Raw genomic sequence first — 15574 nt, 5'->3', positions numbered from 1 at the left:
TGTGTGTACTTACAAAAAGTAATCATAGTGGATATGCTCGCCATCTCCAATCGAAACACGCAAAAGTGAGGTGGAAACCATGATCGTAATTACTGGCGCAACCGGGCAACTGGGCCGTCTCGTGATTGATTCATTGCTGCAAAAAGTGCCTGCATCCAGCCTTGTCGCTGCGGTGCGCAATGTTGAAAAAGCCGAAGATATCGCGGCGTTGGGCGTGCAGGTTCGCCAGGCCGACTATAACGACCCGACCGGTTGGGACGCGGCGCTGCAGGGTGCAGACAGGGTATTGCTGATCTCCTCCAGTGAAGTGGGTCAGCGTATACAGCAGCACCAGAATGTCATTGCTGCCGCGAAGCGTGCCGGGGTACAGCTGCTGGCCTATACCAGCATCCTGCATGCCGACATCAGTATGCTCACCCTGGCCGAAGAACACCGTGAAACCGAGGCCGCTATCAAGGCGTCAGGTCTGCCGTCAGTCATACTGCGCAACGGCTGGTACACCGAGAACTACACCATGGGTATTGGCACGGCGCTGGCGCTCGGTGCAGTCTATGGCTGTGCCGGTGACGGGCGTATTTCGTCTGCTGTGCGTGCGGACTATGCAGAAGCCGCAGCTGTTGCACTGGCCAGCGACAATCAGGCCGGCAGGGTCTATGAACTTGCCGGCGACACTGCCTACACCCTGAGCGATCTGGCCGCCGAGATTTCACGTCAAAGTGGCAAGACCGTCAACTACGTCAATCTGCCGGAGAGCGAATACAAGGACGTGCTGGTGGGCGCGGGCTTGCCGGAAGCCTTTGCCGCAATACTGGCCAACGCGGATACGGGTGTCTCAAAGGGCGCATTGTTCGAGGATGGCAAGCAACTGAGCACGCTGATTGGCCGGCCGACCCAGGGTTGGGAGGCGGCAGTAAAGGCAGCCCTGTAGCAGCGTCGTTTACCGGGGCACTGACATATGTGCCCCCATGCGAGCCGACAGAAAGTCGATAAACAGCCGGATTTTGGATGTCATGTAGCGGCGGCTGGTGTAGACGGCATACAGCGATGGGGCTGGCAGTCGATAGTCCGGCAGCAGTTCGCACAGTCGACCCGCTGCCAGATCGTGACTGACCAGCCCTTCCGGCAGCAGCCCGACCCCCATGCCCTGCAGTGCGGCCTGATAGAGCAGGAATTCATTGTTACTGGCCATCACGGAGGTCATGCGCAGCGTGACCTCTCCTTCGGGCCCATGCAGGCGCGCCTGGCCCCGCTTGCTGACCAGTGAATAGGTCAGCATATCGTGCGCTCTCATGTCGGCTGGCTTTTCTGGATGACCGCGCCGCTGAAGATAGTCCGGTGACGCCACCAGCCGAAAGGGCATGGCCAGCAGCGGTCGCGCAATCAGGCTGGGGTTCAGGGTCTGGCTGGCGCGCAGGGCGAGATCGAAGCCCTCCTCGACGATATCGACAAAGCGGCCGCTGATATCGAAATCAAAGGTCACTTCCGGATACAGGGTGCGAAACTCACTCAGCAGGCCGGTAAACTCGGTATTGGCCAGCCACATCGGAGCCGTGACCCGGATTTCTCCACGCGGGTTTACATTGGCGCGCGAGATGACGGCCTCTACCTCGTCCAGTTCCTCCAGCACACTGCGACAACGCTGCAGATAGGTGCGTCCCGGCTCCGTCAGGCTGAGATGGCGGCTGTTGCGGTTCAGCAGACGGGCGCCCAGGCGGCGCTCCAGATGCATGATGTGTTTGCTGACCATGGCCTTCGACAGGTCCAGGTGGTCCGCCGCAGCGGAAAAACCATGGTGGTCCACAACAGCCTGAAACACGCGCATGCTGAGCAATGTATCCATGTTTTATGGTTTCTCTATAGTAAACGATCTATCAATAGTAACGGTGTTGATTGACTCTGGATAGTCATCATACTGGCCGCATCGATAGTTAATTGTGACAACAGAGGATCAACCATGCTCAAGATCGCCGTAGTAACTGGAAGTACACGTCCTGGCCGTGTCAATGCAGCCGTTGCCCATTGGGTGCTGGATCATGCACACAAGGTGGAAGGTGCCGAATTCGAACTGGTGGACATTGCAGATTTCGATCTGCCCTTGCTGGACGAGCCAATGCCGGCTCTGATGGGGCAGTACAGCAATGAACACACCAGGCAGTGGGCCGCCACGGTCAGCAAATACGACGGCTATGTATTTGTGACCCCCGAATACAATCACAGTACGTCGGCAGCCCTGAAGAATGCCTTTGATTACCTGAACCAGGAGTGGAACGACAAGGCCGCCGGCTTTGTCGGTTACGGTTCGGCCGGTGGTGTACGGGCGGTAGAGCACCTGCGTCAGATCGCCTCCGAAGTCCGCCTGGCGCACGTGCGTGACCAGGTGCAGCTGTCGCTGTATACCGATTTCGAAAACTTCAGTACCTTCAAGCCGCAGGACATGCAGGTCGACGCCCTCAACACCATGCTGAAAGACCTGGTGCGCTGGGCCGGTGCGATGAAGACCCTGCGTTAAATCGGTTCAAAGGCGGCTGACGCCGCCATCGGCCAGGGGGCTGGCCTCCTACGGAACATAACCACCGTAGGAGATCCGGTCCGACGTTTCGGCCCCGTGCGCGATGGGGCCGCAGGCCCCTGCGTTGGGGAGGCGCGATAAGAGTCGCCTGCCGGGTGCATGCCCTGTGAGACCGTTTGCGGCCAGGGACGGCCGCAACCGAGCTGTCAGGGATGACGTATTTTGCGTGTCTCACAGGGCATGTGCCCGGGCGTGGCGACGGTCCGATTGGCACCATAGGCAAAAAGGGACCGATCTGGGCGATGCGTGGCCAAGGGCCGAAACGTCGGACCACACAGCCTGCACGGATGCGGAGGCATGGCTAGAGAATAAACGCCAGCACCACAGGGATGAACAGCAGGCTGCCGATATTGCCCATCAGCACCATGGCAGCCACCTTGTCCGGCTCCTGTTGGTACTTCTCCGACAGCATATAGTTGAGCACCGCCGGTGGCAGTGCTGCGAACAGCAGCAGATACCCGAACTGCTGTGCATCCAGCTGCAGCAAGGGCTGCAACAGCAGCACCGGAATCAGACCGCTCAGCGGTGACAGCACCGTGCCCCACAGACCCAGCTTCCACTGACTGAAATCCACATCTGTCATGCGCACGCCGAGTGCAAACAGCATCAGCGGAATGGCAATCTGGCCCAGCATGTCGATGGAAATGAACAGCGGCTCCGGCAGCGGCAGATTCCACACACTCCAGACCACACCGGCAAAGGTGGCCAGAATGATCGGCATGCGCAACGTCTGCAGCGGTCGGCTGTGGCCTTCGAGAATGTAGATGCCGAAGGTGAAATGCAGCAGATTGCTGACCACGAACATGACAATGGCCGCCGGCAGGGCGGCTTCGCAGAATGCCAGTACCAGCAGTGGTATGCCCAGATTGCCGCTGTTGTTGAACATCATCGGCGGCAGCAGGGTCTTGGGTGCGACGCCCAGCCAGCGACAGAACGGCCAGGCAACGAGCGCTGAACCCAGCACCACCACCAGAGCTCCGAAAGCGAGCGGCAGATAGTCCAGCAGGCGAAAATCACTGGACGCCATGACCGAGAAAATCAGCGCCGGAATGAACACATCGATGTTGATGCGGTTGGCCACCGCCATGTCGGTCGGGCGCTTGCGCGCATACAGAAAACCCACGGCGGCGATGGCCGCCAGTGGGAAAACAACACCAAAGATGCGCTGGACCAGCTGCAGGCTGGTCTCGTTGAATAGGGCGTCCATCAGAGTCCTGTCAGGCCGTTACAAACTGCTCCACGAACCGGTGCACAGGCATGTCATGCAGGCGCTGCGGGTCCTTGAACAGCGTCAGTATCGCCTCTGAGCGACCGGCGGTAAAGCGGGTCGCCAGATTGGCCGCAAACTTTCTCTCCAGTTCCGGTTTGGCCTCGTCCCGGCGCCGGCGGTGGCCCAGCGGATATTCCACGGTTACCTGTTCGGTGCTGGAACCATCCTTGAAGAACACCTGCAGCGCATTGGCGATGGAGCGCTTGTCGGCTTCCAGATACTCGCGGGTAAAGCGCGGCTCCTCGACCACCTCCATCTTGTCGCGCAACTGATCGATGATCGGATTGGCTCGGTGGAAGTCATCTTCATAGTGCTCGGCGATCAGGTTGCCGAAGGCCAGCGGCACGGCGGTCATGTACTGCAGGCAGTGGTCCCGGTCGGCCGGGTTGGCCAGGTTGCCCACCTTGGAGATGATGCGGATGGCACTTTCATGGGTATGGATGACAACGCGGTCGATATCATCGAGCCGGTCCTTCACCTGGTTGTGCAGTTTCACGGCTGCTTCGGCCGCTGTCTGGGCGTGGAACTCGGCCGGGAAGGACACCTTGAACAGGACATTCTCCATCACATAGCTGCCGTAGGTCTGACTGAAGGTGAGTTGGCGCTCACCTTCCGGCTTGAGCTTCTGGTCACGGTTGGTCTTGCTGAAGGACACGTCGTAGAAGCCCCACTGTGGCGCGCTCAGGGCACCGGGGACACCCATCTCGCCGCGCATGGCCATGTCGGCCAGCTTGACGGCGCGCGAGGTGGCATCGCCGGCAGCCCAGGATTTGCGCGACCCGGCGTTCGGTGCATGACGATAGGTGCGCAGCGCCGAGCCATCGACCCAGGCGTGCGAGACGGCCGCCATGATCTGCTCGCGGTTGCCGCCCATCAGCTTGGCGGCGACGGCCGTGGACGCTACGCGCACCAGCAGCACATGGTCCAGGCCAACGCGGTTGAAGCTGTTTTCCAGCGCGATCACGCCCTGAATTTCATGGGCCAGCACCATGGCCTTCAGCACGTCCATGACGGTTAAGGGCGCTTCGCCCTCTGCGACCCGCCGCTGTGACAGGTGGTCGGTGACGGCCAGAATGGCGCCCAGGTTGTCGGACGGGTGGCCCCACTCGGCGGCCAGCCAGGTGTCGTTGTAATCCAGCCAGCGGATGATGCAGCCGATGTCCCAGGCGCCCTTGATCGGGTCCAGACTGAGGTCGGTACCGGGCACCCGGGCGCCGAACGGCACCTGAGTGCCCTCGACCACGGGACCGAGCAGCTTGGTGCACTCGGGGAAGCGCAGCGCCAGCAGGCCACAGCCAAGGGTGTCCATCAGGCAGTAGCGGGCGGTGGTGAGTGCTTCCTCACTGGTGACGTCATAGGTCAGGACATAGTCGGCGATATCCTGAATCACCTTGTCGTAATCGGGTCTTTCGTTGGTGTCGAATGTTGCGCTCATAGTGTGTTCTCTCTGCTGATCGTGTTGATTCTTTGTTGGGCTCTGGTGCCAGATTCGTAGGCTGTGGCCCTTGGCCACGCACCGCGCCCGGAATAGGCCTAAGCGCCATGGGTTGACGGGTGACTACCAGACTGATAAGCCAAGCCGCCTCTACGGGGTACCCTGACCGCAGACACGCAAAAAACGTCGTCCCTGACAGCTCGACTGCGCACATCCCTGTGCGCAGACGGTCTGCGGTCAGGGCACCACCGCGCGGCGGCCGCACCGCATGTGCCTGGCTCAGACGGATCCACCCTGTGCGTAATTGGCCTCCGAAGGCAGCTTATCTGTAGGCTGTGGCCCTTGGCCACGCATGCGAGCAAGGGCCACAGCCTACAGCAGGTGGCACGGTTGGAGTCGCCAGCCGGGTGCATGCACTGTGAGACCGTCTACGGCCATGGACGGCCGTAGTCGAGCTGTCATGGATGACGTATTTTGCGTGTCTCACAGGCATGTACCCGCGCATGGCGACGGTCCGCCTGGCACCCCAGGCGCCCGTGCTTCCAGCCCGATACGCGGGTGGCGACGGTCGGGCTGGCTCCAAAGGTAACCGGACAAACAGGGGCCAACCCATGCGTGGCCAAGGGCCACAGCCTACAGCCTGTCTGAGCAGCACTCACCGCTCCTCGATAGGCACCCACTGCTGCGGCTCGGGTCCGGTGTAATCGGCCGATGGCCGGATGATCCGGTTGTTGTCCCGCTGCTCCATCACATGCGCCGCCCAGCCGGTCAGCCGCGACATCACAAAGATGGGCGTGAACAGCTTGGTTGGAATGCCCATATAGTGATAGGCCGACGCATGGAAGAAATCCGCATTCGGGAACAGCTTCTTCTCTCGCCACATGACGTCCTCGCAGCGCACCGACACGTCATACAGCGTGCGGTCACCATAGGCCTCGGCCAGCTTCTCCGCCCACGGCTTGATCAGCGCATTGCGCGGATCACTGGTGCGGTAGATGGCATGGCCAAAGCCCATCACCTTGTCCTTGCGGGCCAGCATGTCCAGCAGCCCCTGCTCTGCCTGGGCCGGGGAGGACCACTGCTCGATCATGTCCATTGCTGCCTCGTTGGCGCCGCCGTGCAGTGGGCCACGCAGCGAGCCAATGGCGCCGGTGATGCAGGAATGAATATCCGACAGCGTGGAGGCGCAGACGCGGGCAGTGAAGGTCGAGGCATTGAACTCGTGCTCGGCATACAGGATCAGCGAGGTGTTCATCACGTCCGCATGCAGCTGTGACGGTGTCCTGTCCTGCAGCAGCGCCAGAAAATGCGCGCCTATGGTATCGACCTCGGGCGCCTCGGTGTCGATGCGCTGGCCGTCATGACTGTAGCGGTACCAGTAGGTGATGATGGCCGGGAACAGGGCCAGCATGCGATCAATGTGGTCAAGCTGGTCACTGAAGCTGTGCTCGGTTTCCAGCGTGCCCAGCATGGCGCAGCCGGTGCGCATCACATCCATCGGATGGGCATCGGCCGGGATCTGCTCGAGCACGGCTTTCAGGGCGTCGGGCAAAGTGCGCATGCCCTTGAGGCGCTTGATATAGCCGTCGAGTTCGCTCTGTGTGGGCAGGTGACCATACAGCAGCAGATAGGCCACCTCTTCAAAGGTCGCCTGCTGGGCCAGGTCGGTAATGTCGTAGCCGCGATAGGTCAGTCCGGTGCCGCTCTGGCCTACGGTGCATATCTCGGTTGAGCCGGCACTCTGACCGCGCAGGCCGGTACTGGCTGGGGCTGCCTTGTTGTTGCTCTTGTTGTGGTTGCTCATGGTGTCCTCCGGTGCGCCTGTCACTGTTTGAACAGGGCGTCCAGTTTGCGCTCATAGTCATGGTAGTTCAGAAAATCGTACAGCTCTTCCCGCGTCTGCATCTGGTCGATCAGGGCCTTCTGATTACCCTCGTCGAGCAGGTGCTGATACACATTCAGGGCCGCCTTGTTCATGGCCCGGAAGGCTGACAGCGGGTACAGCACCAGTTTGATGCCCACGCTGCCCAGTTCGTCGCAGCTGAACAGGGGCGTGGCGCCAAATTCGGTGATATTGGCCAGCACGGGCACCTGCACGGCCTGCACGAATTGCTGGTACTGCTCCAGCGTCTGCATGGCCTCGGGAAAGATCATGTCGGCACCGGCCTCGACACAGGCCCGGGCGCGCTCGATGGCGGCGTCCATGCCTTCGACCTGCAGCGCATCGGTGCGCGCCATGATGACGAAGTCGTCGTCCTGGCGGGCATCCACGGCCGCCTTGACCCGGTCGACCATTTCGCCCTGGGAGACGATGGCCTTGTTGGGCCGGTGGCCGCAGCGTTTCTGCTGCACCTGGTCCTCGATGTGCACGGCAGCCGCGCCGGCGCGTTCCATTTCCCTTATGGTGCGGGCGATGCTGAAGGCGCCGCCGAAGCCGGTGTCGATATCGACCAGCAGCGGGGCGTCACTGGCAGCGGTGATGCGGGCGACGTCGGTCAGGACGTCATTCAGGGTGGTGACGCCCAGGTCGGGCAGGCCATAGGAGGCGTTGGCCACCCCACCGCCCGACAGGTAGATGGCCTGATGGCCGACCTGCTCGGCCATCATGGCGGTGTAGGCGTTGATGGTGCCCACCACCTGCAGCGGGCTGTTCGCCTCCACTGCCTGCCGGAATTTCTTGCCGGGTGTCATGCTCATTGTCATTCTCCTCTCGTATTCGTTGTCAGGCTGCAGGCAGGCGGAAACCACTATCCCGAAAAAGGCCACCTCTGCGGGGTGCCAGGCGGGCCGTCGCCACGCACGGGCACATGCCCTGTGAGACACGCAAAAAACGTCGTCCCTGACAGCTCGGTTGCGGCCATCCCTGGCCGCAAACGGTCTCACAGGGCATGCACCCGGCAGGCGACTCCAGCCGTGCCTCCCCAACTCAGGGGCCTGCGGCCCCATCGCGCACGGGGCCGAAACGTCGGACCGGCTCTCCTACGGTGGTTATGTTCCGTAGGAGGCCAGCCCCTGGCCGATGGCGGCGTCAGCCGCCTTTTGAGAGTAGCCACCGATGGTGCTGCCGCCGCGCGGTGGTACCCTGATCCGCAGACCGTCTACGGCCATGGACGGCCGTAGTCGAGCTGTCATGGATGACGTTTTTTGCGTGTCTGCGGTCAGGGTACCCCGCAGAGGCGGCTTGTCCCATCACCCCACCGACTCCCGCAAATACACCTCCAGCAACCGCTGCGAGCGCGATATGTGCCGCCGCATCAGCATCTCCGCCAGATCGGCCTCCCGATTCACCAGTGCATCCACAATCATTCTGTGTTCCCGCAATGCCTGCCGAGGGTCCGTGCGGTGGTCCGCCGTCTGCTGGCGGTACATCCGGATGCGCGCATACAGCTCATCGCCCAGCAGCGAAATCAACTGCTCATTGTGGCTGGCGCGTATGATCCGGTTGTGAAAATCGTAATTGCCTTCCTGATCAGCGTAGTGGCCGTCCCCACTGGCTGCCAGTTCGGCCTCATGCTGGTCCAGCAGCGCCTGCAGATCTGCCAGCTCGGCATCGGTGGCTGCACTGCAGGCGAGCCGCGCGGCCATGCCTTCCAGAGCTTCGCGAATGGCGAAGGTCGCTGCCACATCCTCCACGGTCAGCCGGATCACGCGCGCGCCCACATTGGGCTGACGGGTAACCAGCCCCATGCCCTCCAGGCGCACTATGGCTTCACGCAGCGGACCACGGGACACCCCGAAACGGCGGGCCAGCTCGGGCTCGGAGAGCTTGCTGCCCTGGGCTATATCGCCCTTGATGATGGCCTGACTCAGTTGCTCTGCCAGGTCGGCAGAAATGGTGCTGCTGGTCAGTTCACGCGCCGCTGCCATAGTGTGTTCCTCGATAAATTGTCGACAAAATAGGCCATATAATCAGTAAAGTCAAAGATATGGGCCTATATTGTCGACAATATGGGCCAGCCATTCGCGTATTAGATCAAAGTCGAATACCGTTCATTTCGTCGTCATGGGATTATTTTCGGGTCGTCCCGGCCCGTCGCTCCGCTGCGGGTCTGTATAACAATAATGATCAGGACTGAGGCATGACACAGGTCGTTTCCAGACGATCCGGCGCCATTGCGGATCGCTTTTACTGTTGGGCGGGAGCCACGATAGTGGGGCTGGTGGCTGGTATTGCCACCTTTTCCGGTATGCCGGCCTGGGGGCTGGCGCTGCTGATGGGCAGTGCTTCGCTGGTGTTGCTGCATCTGTGCCGTTCACGCACCCTGTCTGCCCTGCAGGCGGCACAGCCTCCGGCTGAAGATGCGCAGGGCCCAAGACTGATCAGCAGCGCGGCCAGTCGTATCGCCATCGGCGCTGCGGACGCCTCGCATTTCCTGGATGGTATTCAGGGGCATCTGTCCAACCAGAACAGGGTTGCGGTCAATATCCGCAGCCGGGTAGAACAGCTGGAGCATTCCGCCGCCGAGATTACCGATGCCATGGATGATGCCAGTACCCGGGTGATGCAGGCCGGTCGAGAGGCGGCAGATGGCCATCAGCAGATGTCCGAAGTCAATGCAGCCAGGGCGTCCCAGCATCAGAAACTGAGTCACTGCCAGGCACTGATGAAGGAACTGACAGATCAGTCCGAATCGATAGAGGGCGTCATAGCAACTATCAATCGGCTGGCTGACCAGACCAACCTGCTGGCCCTCAATGCAGCCATAGAAGCCGCTCGAGCCGGCGATCAGGGGCGTGGGTTTGCTGTGGTGGCCGATGAGGTGCGCGGTCTGGCCCAGCAGACCGGCAACGCAACCCAGTCCATTCAGACGGTGCTTGGCAGCATGCAGCAGCAGACCACTGCCGTCAGTGGTGCCCTGGAAGACCTGCTGACGTCGGACAAGGCGCTGGACACAGTGCTGTCCACGATCGGAACGCGCCTGCAGGAGGTCAATGCCGTGATGACGGAAGCGCATCAGAACGTGCAGCGCATTGCCGAACTGCAGGCTACGTCGGCCCAGAGCAGTGAGGGCATCAGCGCAGAGGTGGAGCAGTTGCACGGGTCCATGCATGACATCGAACAGACCATTGGTGAAGCCTCCGAGCGCATACTGCATCTGAGTGAGCATACCGAAACGGTGTTTACGGAGTTGCGTCACTTTGACGTGGATGATCAGCATCGAACCCATGCCCGAGTGGCCATGACGGCGGCCCGGGCCATAGGTGCCGTGCTGGAACAGGCCATCGCCGACGGTCGCATTCGCGAATCGGAGCTGTTCCGTTTCGACTACCAGCCGATCGCCAACGCCGACCCCGAAAAGTATAACAGCCCCTTTGACGCTCTGACCGATGACTGCTTTCCGGCGGTGCAGGAACCCATTCTCGAGCAGCACCCCGATATCGTGTTTGCCGGCGCCGTGGACCTGAACGGTTACTTCCCCACTCACAATCGCAAGTTCAGTCAGCCGCTGACCGGAGATCCCAAGGTGGACGTGGCACGCAACCGGACCAAGCGGATTTTCCGTGACCGCACCGGCCAGCGCTGCGGCAGTCACGAAGAACCCTTTCTGCTGCAGACCTACAAGCGGGATACCGGCGAGGTCATGCACGATGTGTCGGCCCCCATCCATGTCAACGGGCGTCACTGGGGCGGTTTCCGGGTGGGCTATTTCAGTACCGAGTCCTCCTGACCGCTGCGCACCCTACAGCAGGGTTACCTGTGTCAGCAGGGCCGGCAGCAGAGTACCCAGAACGACCAGCGCCAGGATGCCACTGAGCGCTCCTGCCAGACCGCCGGCACAGCGTTCGGGCAGGAGGAAGCAGGGGCAGATCAGCGTGGCCTGTGCCGCCACACCAATTACGATCATGCCCGGGATCACCAGGGCAAAATACTGGCTCATCAGCCAGACCATGGGGGCACTGACCACCAGTGCAACCAGTGCACAAAGCAGCGCAGCACCGGCAATCGGGCTGTAGTGTCCCGGCAGTTCGTCCAGCATTGCGCGCAGCAGAATCAGGGCAATTCTCAGTGCGGTCATGGCACCCGTCTGTCTAATTGTTGTTGTGGTTCATTTCTGAAATCGTTCTGGCGGGCCTGCGCCGGTACGAGGAATTGTTCATTGGTTCATTAACTATAGTACGATGGCCCGCTATGCAACAGGTGCGCAGATAGGTGAACAAAAGGTGGCCTTGTCCAAGTCGTTTCAGCACAGGTTAGACCGCTCGCAGGCCTTTGCCTTGTTCTGGTCTGGGGTCGTGGCCGGAGCCTTGCGCCACTGTGCCGACAGCAAGATACTGATCCATGCCGCAGCACTGGCCTTCTTTACCCTGTTCTCCATCGCGCCGGTGATGATCGTGGCGGTGGCGGTCACCGGCCTGATACTGGGCGGGGCTGCGGCCGAGGGTCGGCTGCTGACCCAGTTGACCGAGATGATAGGCCCGGAGGCGGCAGGCTTTGTCGAAACCGCCGTGCTCAGCATTCAGCTGGATGCCGGCGGCTGGCTGCCGACCCTGATCGGCGTGATCGCCATCCTGATCGGCGCGACCACAGTGTTTGCACAGATGCAGCAGTCCCTGAATGTGGTCTGGGATGTGGTGCCCAAACCGAGCCGCAGCGGGCTCTATATCATGCTCAAGAATCGCCTGCTGTCACTGACCATTGTGCTGTCCATAGGGTTCATACTGTTGATGTCGCTGTTGCTCAGTGTAGTGCTGCAGGCTGTACTGAGCTTTGCCGACCAGTGGATACCGTTGGGGTCCGCCGCTGTGTTCTGGCTGGAGCTGGGCTTCTCGCTGGCCGTGATGACGGTCCTGTTTGCCGCCATCTTCAAGATTCTGCCGGACGTGCGGCTGCGCTGGAGTGATGTCTGGTTTGGTGCCCTGATCACCGCCTTGCTGTTTTTCCTCGGTCGCGTCCTGATGGCGCGCTACCTGACCAGCCTGGCCATTGCGTCGGCCTATGGCGCAGCAGGGTCCATGGTGCTGTTCCTGATCTGGGTGCAGTATTCCTCGCTGACGTTGCTGGTGGGCGCGGCTGTCGCCCGCGCTCAGATGGAAGCCAGAGGGCGACCCATACGCCCCAAGGCAACCGCCATGGCCGTGCGCAAGGAACTGCTCGACGAGCGCTGATGCTGGGCTCGGAGAGATTGTTGTGCAGTTCACATTTTGATCACTTTTCTGTGGTGCGCGCCGGATCAGCCCGGTAGGGTGGGTGGTACAAGGGACAAAGAGAAAAAGGAGTTTCACTTGGTGTCTGGTGGGCGTGATGCGTGACTGGCGCAAGGAACTGGCCTGGGCTCTGGGCGCAGCACTTCTGATGCTGGGCCTGCAGTATTATCAGAGCGGTCATTTGCAACTGACCGGCACGACCTGGCTGCTGGTGTTGTTTCCCCTGGTTCTGGCGTTGGGTATCAGTCTGTACCGGTACTACCGAATCCGCAAACTGGGTGGTATTCCGGAAGTTCGTACCGAGCATCGGGCCGTGGTGGATATCAGGCTTGATGCCGAGCAGGCCATGCCAGCGATAGAAGCAGTGGCCAAACGCTTCGCCACCTACAGTTTTCACCGCAATTACATTGACCTGAATCTGACCGACCACGAGTGGCTCGAGCTGCAGCATGCCGGCGATACCCTGTATCTGATGCCGGAGCAGAGAGGGCGGTCAGTGGTGGTTCACCTGCGCAGCCCCTGCCAGCTCACACTGCTGCGCTGTCAGCGCGCACTCGAAGCGTGCGGCCGAGCCTGTTAGGCTTTCTGCTTCAAGGTGGGTTGGAGCAGGAATATGTTTCGATGGAGCATGTTACTGCTGGGTCTCAGTCTTTCGGTTGTGGCGCAGGCTCAGGAGGATGAAAGTCGTGTCTGGTCAGGGGAGGTTGAAGTCGGAGCGGTACTGATCGCCGGCAACACCGACATCCAGCGCTTCAATGGCGCCCTGACGATACTGCGCAACGGCGAGATTCTGCGCAACAGAGCCCGGGTTGAAGGCTTTTACGCCCTGAACTCCGGCACCGAGGTGGCGCGCCGTTATGCCCTGAGCAATCAACTGGACTACAAGCTGGGCGAGCGTCACTATCTATTCAACAAGGTACGCTACGAGAATGATCGTTATGCCGCCTTTGACTACAACTTCACCAGCTCCCTGGGGTACGGTTATCGCATTGTGCAGACGCCGGAACATCAGTTGAGCGCTGAAACCGAAGCCGGTCTCGGTTTTCGGGAGTTGCGCCGAGCTACCACTGGCGAAGTACTGAGAGAGGGCCTGCTGGTCTTCGGTCTCAACTACCGCTGGCGGCCTGACGAGACCGCCACCTTCAGCCAGTCGGTGGATACTGAAATCAGCGACAGCCGCGTTATTACGCGCTCGCTCAGCAATATTACCGTCATGCTGACGGAGCAAGCCAGGTTCCGGTTCGCCTATGATCATCGCTTCAATTCCTCCGTGCCGGAGTCTTTCTCGCGGACGGACAGCACGGCCACAGTGAGCCTGGGTTATCAGTTCTGATGAGTTCACTCGAGCGCCTGCTGACAGAGGCAGGTCGGTGCACACACTGCGCAGATCGTTTGCCAATGGGGCCGCGACCTGTGGTGCAGGCCGCGTCTTCGGCTCGCGTGCTGATTGCAGGGCAGGCGCCGGGCAGGCGAGTGCACGAGACCGGCATCCCGTTCAATGATGCCAGCGGCAACCGGCTGCGGAAATGGCTGGGCATGGATGAAGCCACCTTCTACGACCCGGCGCAGGTGGCCATTCTGCCCATGGGGTTCTGCTACCCAGGCAAGGGGCGTTCGGGCGACCTGCCACCCAAGCCGGAGTGTGCCCCGCTGTGGCGGCAGAGCCTGCTGGATCAGTTGCCGAATATCCAACTGACGCTGGTCATTGGTCAGTATGCTCAGGCCTGGCACCTGCCGGACCGGCCCGGCTCGGTGACCGCTACGGTCAGAGGCTGGCGGACCTGGTGGCCGTATCATGTGCCGCTGCCGCACCCGAGCCCGCGCAACCAGGGTTGGCTGCAGCGCCATCCCTGGTTCGAACAGGAACTGCTGCCTGATTTGCGCGAGCGGGTGCATACGGTGTTGCACCCGTGAGGCTGCCGATCAGAGCAGTTCCACTGCCATGGCGGTCGCTTCGCCACCGCCAATGCACAGTGATGCCAGACCACGCTTCTTGCCGCGGGTCTGCAGGGCATGCAGCAGGGTGACCAGAATACGCGCACCGCTGGCGCCGATGGGATGGCCCAGCGCACAGGCGCCGCCATGCACATTGACCCGGGCCGGGTCCAGGTCCAGTTCGCGCTGGGCCAGCATGGTGACCATGGCGAAGGCTTCATTGATTTCGTAGCAGTCCACGTCTCCGGCCTGCCAGCCCGCCTTGTCCAGTGCCTTCTGAATGGCACCTATGGGCGCGATGGTGAACTCGGCCGGCAGCCGTGCATGGGTGGCATGGGCGGCGATGCGCGCCATGGGCTTCAGGCCCTGCGCCTGTGCATCGGAAGCCCGCATCAGCACCAGAGCAGCGGCGCCATCGGAAATGGAGCTTGAGTTGGCGGCCGTCAGGGTGCCGTCTTTGGCGAAGGCCGGGCGCAGGCCCGGAATCTTGTCGATATTGGCGCGCATGGGCGGCTCATCGGTATCGACGACCGTCTCGCCCTTGCGGTCCTTGATCGTGACCGGTGCAATCTCGTTTTTGAAGGCACCGGAGTTTACCGCTGCCTGGGCCCGTTTGACGGACTCGATGGCAAAGGCATCCATGTCTTCCCGGGTCAGTTTGTACTCATCGGCGGTTTTCTGCGCCACGGAGCCCATCAGGCCGGCGCCATAGGCGTCCTCGAGGCCGTCGAGCAGCATATGGTCAATGACCTCGCCATGGCCCATGCGCATGCCCTGACGGGCCTTGGGCAGCAGGTAGGGGGACTGGCTCATGCTTTCCATGCCGCCGGCGACGGCGACATCGGCGCTGCCGGCTTTGAGCAGGTCATGGGCCAGCATGGTGGCCTTCATGCCCGAGCCGCAGACCTTGTTGATGGTGGTGCAGGGGGTGCTGTCGGGCAGGCCTGCGCCCCGGCCGGCCTGTCGTGCCGGCGCCTGGCCGACGCCGGCGGGCAGCACACAGCCCATGATCACTTCGTTGACACGGTCCGGGCTGACGCCGGCGGCCTCGACCGCCGCGCGAATCGCTGTCGCGCCCAGGTCCGGGCCCCTGGCCCCACTCAGCGCACCCGCCAGGGCCCCGGTCGGGGTGCGGCGGGCGGCTACGATTACGATGTCGTCAGTCATTACAAGTCTCCAGTTCAATGAGTAGACGGTCGACAGCCGACAGAAGACAGCA

16 protein-coding genes are annotated in these 15574 nt (G+C 61.5%); 7 read left to right on the top strand and 9 right to left on the bottom strand.

Annotated features, from left to right (window positions below; translation table 11 throughout):
• Window positions 1–79: 79 nt before the first annotated feature.
• On the top strand, window positions 80–928 hold the full coding sequence (locus E4656_RS08350) for an SDR family oxidoreductase (RefSeq protein ID WP_135482738.1): 849 nt from the start codon (window positions 80–82) through the stop codon (window positions 926–928).
• A 9-nt stretch (window positions 929–937) separates the two neighbouring features.
• Here the strand turns inward: E4656_RS08350 and E4656_RS08345 are convergent, their stop codons facing one another.
• Window positions 938–1840, bottom strand: coding sequence for a LysR family transcriptional regulator (locus tag E4656_RS08345; protein ID WP_135482737.1), 903 nt, complete (start codon window positions 1838–1840; stop codon window positions 938–940).
• A 114-nt stretch (window positions 1841–1954) separates the two neighbouring features.
• Between E4656_RS08345 and E4656_RS08340 the strand changes: the two genes are divergently transcribed.
• Complete coding sequence (locus tag E4656_RS08340; protein WP_135482736.1) at window positions 1955–2509, top strand: NADPH-dependent FMN reductase; 555 nt, start codon at window positions 1955–1957, stop codon at window positions 2507–2509.
• Window positions 2510–2870: 361 nt separating this feature from the next.
• Here the strand turns inward: E4656_RS08340 and E4656_RS08335 are convergent, their stop codons facing one another.
• The 6 genes from E4656_RS08335 to E4656_RS08315 form a co-directional block, all read right to left on the bottom strand.
• A complete protein-coding gene (locus E4656_RS08335) occupies window positions 2871–3776 on the bottom strand; it encodes an AEC family transporter (RefSeq protein ID WP_135482735.1) in 906 nt (301 codons plus the stop codon).
• Between the two features lie 10 nt (window positions 3777–3786).
• Complete coding sequence (locus E4656_RS08330) at window positions 3787–5274, bottom strand: bifunctional 2-methylcitrate dehydratase/aconitate hydratase (protein WP_135482734.1); 1488 nt, start codon at window positions 5272–5274, stop codon at window positions 3787–3789.
• Between the two features lie 655 nt (window positions 5275–5929).
• Window positions 5930–7078, bottom strand: coding sequence for a bifunctional 2-methylcitrate synthase/citrate synthase (gene prpC, locus E4656_RS08325; protein ID WP_135482733.1), 1149 nt, complete (start codon window positions 7076–7078; stop codon window positions 5930–5932).
• 20 nt (window positions 7079–7098) lie between these two features.
• Entirely contained in the window at window positions 7099–7971 is an 873-nt protein-coding gene (gene prpB, locus E4656_RS08320; protein WP_135482732.1) for a methylisocitrate lyase, read from the bottom strand.
• Window positions 7972–8262: 291 nt separating this feature from the next.
• Entirely contained in the window at window positions 8263–8406 is a 144-nt protein-coding gene (locus E4656_RS20220) for a hypothetical protein (RefSeq protein WP_167855984.1), read from the bottom strand.
• Window positions 8407–8463: 57 nt separating this feature from the next.
• Window positions 8464–9141 (bottom strand): GntR family transcriptional regulator, encoded by a 678-nt coding sequence (locus E4656_RS08315; protein ID WP_135482731.1) that lies wholly within the window; start codon window positions 9139–9141, stop codon window positions 8464–8466.
• A gap of 212 nt (window positions 9142–9353) precedes the next feature.
• Between E4656_RS08315 and E4656_RS08310 the strand changes: the two genes are divergently transcribed.
• Window positions 9354–10943: a methyl-accepting chemotaxis protein gene (locus E4656_RS08310; RefSeq protein ID WP_135482730.1), complete on the top strand. Its 1590-nt coding sequence runs from the start codon at window positions 9354–9356 to the stop codon at window positions 10941–10943.
• A 12-nt stretch (window positions 10944–10955) separates the two neighbouring features.
• Here E4656_RS08310 and E4656_RS08305 read toward each other — a convergent pair whose 3' ends face one another.
• Complete coding sequence (locus E4656_RS08305; protein WP_135482729.1) at window positions 10956–11291, bottom strand: hypothetical protein; 336 nt, start codon at window positions 11289–11291, stop codon at window positions 10956–10958.
• 145 nt (window positions 11292–11436) lie between these two features.
• On the opposite strand from E4656_RS08305, the gene E4656_RS08300 reads away from it, so the two are divergent.
• The 4 genes from E4656_RS08300 (at window position 11437) to E4656_RS08285 (ending at window position 14334) form a co-directional block, all read left to right on the top strand.
• A complete protein-coding gene (locus E4656_RS08300) occupies window positions 11437–12381 on the top strand; it encodes a YihY/virulence factor BrkB family protein (protein WP_205849148.1) in 945 nt (314 codons plus the stop codon).
• Window positions 12382–12517: 136 nt separating this feature from the next.
• Window positions 12518–13000, top strand: a complete 483-nt coding sequence (locus E4656_RS08295) for a hypothetical protein (protein WP_135482727.1) — start codon at window positions 12518–12520, stop codon at window positions 12998–13000.
• A gap of 33 nt (window positions 13001–13033) precedes the next feature.
• Entirely contained in the window at window positions 13034–13753 is a 720-nt protein-coding gene (locus tag E4656_RS08290; RefSeq protein ID WP_135482726.1) for a DUF481 domain-containing protein, read from the top strand.
• Between the two features lie 65 nt (window positions 13754–13818).
• Window positions 13819–14334, top strand: coding sequence for a uracil-DNA glycosylase family protein (locus E4656_RS08285; RefSeq protein WP_240753939.1), 516 nt, complete (start codon window positions 13819–13821; stop codon window positions 14332–14334).
• Window positions 14335–14343: 9 nt separating this feature from the next.
• Here the strand turns inward: E4656_RS08285 and E4656_RS08280 are convergent, their stop codons facing one another.
• Window positions 14344–15522 carry a thiolase family protein gene (locus E4656_RS08280; RefSeq protein ID WP_135482724.1) on the bottom strand — a complete coding sequence of 393 codons (1179 nt, stop codon included), beginning with the start codon at window positions 15520–15522 and terminating at the stop codon, window positions 14344–14346.
• Window positions 15523–15574: the final 52 nt, after the last annotated feature.

Origin of the sequence: Natronospirillum operosum (genome assembly GCF_004768465.1) — a bacterium.
GTDB classification, from domain to species: Bacteria; Pseudomonadota; Gammaproteobacteria; order Pseudomonadales; family Natronospirillaceae; genus Natronospirillum; species Natronospirillum operosum.
Note: the sequence above shows the minus strand (reverse complement) of the source record. Positions and strands in the feature narration are given on the sequence as shown.